3 protein-coding genes and 1 pseudogene are annotated in these 2,341 nt (G+C 66.1%); 3 read left to right on the top strand and 1 reads right to left on the bottom strand.

Annotated features, from left to right (window positions below):
* Positions 1-36: 36 nt before the first annotated feature.
* Together WA805_RS04570 and WA805_RS04565 are read left to right on the top strand one after the other, a co-directional pair.
* The gene (locus tag WA805_RS04570; protein WP_425241713.1) at positions 37-504 is read left to right on the top strand and encodes a DUF4397 domain-containing protein; all 468 of its coding nucleotides are present in this window, start codon (positions 37-39) and stop codon (positions 502-504) included.
* Positions 494-1,117: a class F sortase gene (locus tag WA805_RS04565; protein WP_425241712.1), complete on the top strand. Its 624-nt coding sequence runs from the start codon at positions 494-496 to the stop codon at positions 1,115-1,117. The genes WA805_RS04570 and WA805_RS04565 overlap by 11 nt, the downstream gene beginning before the upstream one ends.
* A gap of 3 nt (positions 1,118-1,120) precedes the next feature.
* Here the strand turns inward: WA805_RS04565 and WA805_RS04560 are convergent, their stop codons facing one another.
* Entirely contained in the window at positions 1,121-1,825 is a 705-nt protein-coding gene (locus tag WA805_RS04560) for a hypothetical protein (protein WP_422273039.1), read from the bottom strand.
* A gap of 308 nt (positions 1,826-2,133) precedes the next feature.
* Here WA805_RS04560 and WA805_RS04555 point away from each other — a divergent pair.
* A pseudogene (locus tag WA805_RS04555) lies at positions 2,134-2,341 on the top strand (SDR family mycofactocin-dependent oxidoreductase); the annotation flags it as partial.

The raw sequence follows: 2,341 nt of genomic DNA, 5'->3' as shown, positions 1-2,341 counted from the left end.
GGGCTTGGACCAGAATCCGGGCTTCGGCTCGAGGTTCTGCAAGATCAGCTGACCGCCCAGCCTGGCAAGGCATCCGTCCGGTTCATTCAGGCATCCCTGAAGCAGCATGCGGTGACGGTGACATGGGGCGGGAAGCCGACCGTCACCAACTTGACGTTCGGGTCGGTGAGCTCTTACCAGGCCGTATCCACGGCCACCGCGACCTTGCACGTCGCCGGGGAGAGCGATTCCGTGAACTCGACGATCACGTTTACCGCCGGGACGGTGCACACCGTCGTAATCCTCGACGGGCCGAAGGGCCTGGTGCTCGACGACTTGCTGGACGCGGCCGGGAGCGACGGCGTGCCGGAGGGCGCCGCGGCGACCGGGCTCGGCGGCACCGCACCCAGGGTGCCGTCACCGCTGCTCTGGCTGTCCCTCATCGCCGCCGGGTTGCTGCTCACCATGGTGGGCGGCCTTGGCGTCCGCCTCGTGCCGCGCCACCGTGGCAGGCATGCCAGGTAAGAGGCTGGCGCTCTTCCTGGTGCTGGCGGCCGGCCTGCTCGTGGCGGTCGCCGGCGCTGCCGGGCTGGCACTGACGCGCCATCCCGTCGCGGCGGTTTATGCTCCTGCACCGACCCTGCCGGCTCCGACCGGGCCGATCGCTGCCGCGCCACAGCAGCGATCGGTCCAGGTCAGCCTGCCAGTCACGCTGACCATTCCGTCGATCGGCGTCCAGACGAGCCTCATCCATCTCGGGCTGACGGCCGACGGCACCCTTCAAGTGCCCCAGTCGACAGCGGTAGCGGGCTGGTACACCGGCAGCCCCAGGCCGGGGGCCGTCGGGTCGGCGGTCATCGCGGGGCATATCGACTCTCGTACCGGCCCGGGGATCTTCTTCCGGCTGTCGTCGCTTCGCCCCGGTGACCGGGTGTACGTGCGGCGCGCGGACGGCACGCTGGCCGTCTTCCGGGTCACGGCCGTCCGCCAGTTCCCCAAGGACAGCTTCCCCACGTCAGCGGTTTACGGTCCGGTTCCAGACCCGGAGGTGCGCCTCATCACCTGCGGCGGAACCTTCGATCCGCAGCTGGGCTCGTACCTGAGCAACACGATCGTCTACGCCGCCGAGACCAGCTGACGATCAAATGGGCCGGACTGCCCGCACCATCCGGACAAGTTGCGGCCCCTTCAAGAGCCCGGCGATAACGGTCGTACGATGACCGATCGCCGGCACCTCGCGGACGCTGACGTCGGCGCCTGCCCGGAGCATCGGTTCGAGATACTCGGAGATGTCGCTCATTGGGGCGATGTCGTCTCGCCGCGAGCTCGCGAATACGAACCGACAGCCATCGAGCCGCCCGAAGTCCGGCCATTGCAGCTCAGCCCATGCTTCTTCAAGTCGCGGGAGCGACCATCCTCGTGCTACATGCACCTGTCTCAGCTCAGACATGTTCCACAGGCCTCGCGCGATATTGCCGCCGGTGTTAAATACGCCCCAGCGCAACTCGGGGATTTCGCGGCCTACGCAGTTGTAGAGGATGAAGGAGCCCAGGCTGCTGCCGAAGAAACCAAAATCCGTCACACCCTCAAATATTAGCCTGGCTATTCGCGACCTGATATCCTCTCGCACCTGAGAGATAAGCTCCGGAAGGATCATCGGGTCGGCCTCCGTAAAGACGGCCGCGGTCGTCTGGTATGCCAGGACATGATAACCCTTCCTAAGGAACCGCTGTATCGCGAAACGCACCTTCTCAACCGGAGTGCCATATGGGCAAATGAAGATTATCGTGGCTGTATTCTGCGCGGCGGTGCCAAATTCCTCTGCCTGAAACAACCTGCCCTGCATATACACAACCCTAGGTCACCGCTTCCGTCCGTAGACAGCCGGCCGCGCCCGTTCTGGATAGGGAAAGCAGTTATCGGAACGGACCTGTGGTGTCTGTGCCACCCCAGCCAGACCGACAGCGGGGTTCCCGCACGCCCCCGCGAAGGCCCGCCGGCCTATCCGGCCGCCGATGGGTCGAAGCCGCCTCACGCGTGAGGCTGTGCCGGAACGCGAGCGCCCTCATATCGGCCCTCCTATTGCATGCCGCCCGTATACGCGCAATTCTCGGCCCGTGCGGCAAAGCGCCGCCGTCTTCGACAGGAGTCGCGATGGGAATGCTCGATGGCAAGGTAGCCCTCATCACGGGGGGCGCCCGGGGGCAGGGACGGGCCCACGCGGTGACCTGCGCACGCGAGGGCGCCGACGTGATCATCACCGACGTCATTGACCAGCTGCCGACCGTTCCCTACAAGCTCGCGACGAAGGACGACCTCGACGAGACCGTCCGGCTCGTCGAGGCTTACGGCCGGCGCGTGA

The organism is Trebonia sp., assembly GCF_049794275.1.
Lineage (GTDB): Bacteria > Actinomycetota > Actinomycetes > Streptosporangiales > Streptosporangiaceae > Trebonia.
The sequence above is the reverse complement of the archived record's forward strand: the minus strand, read 5'-3'. Positions and strand labels throughout refer to the sequence as shown.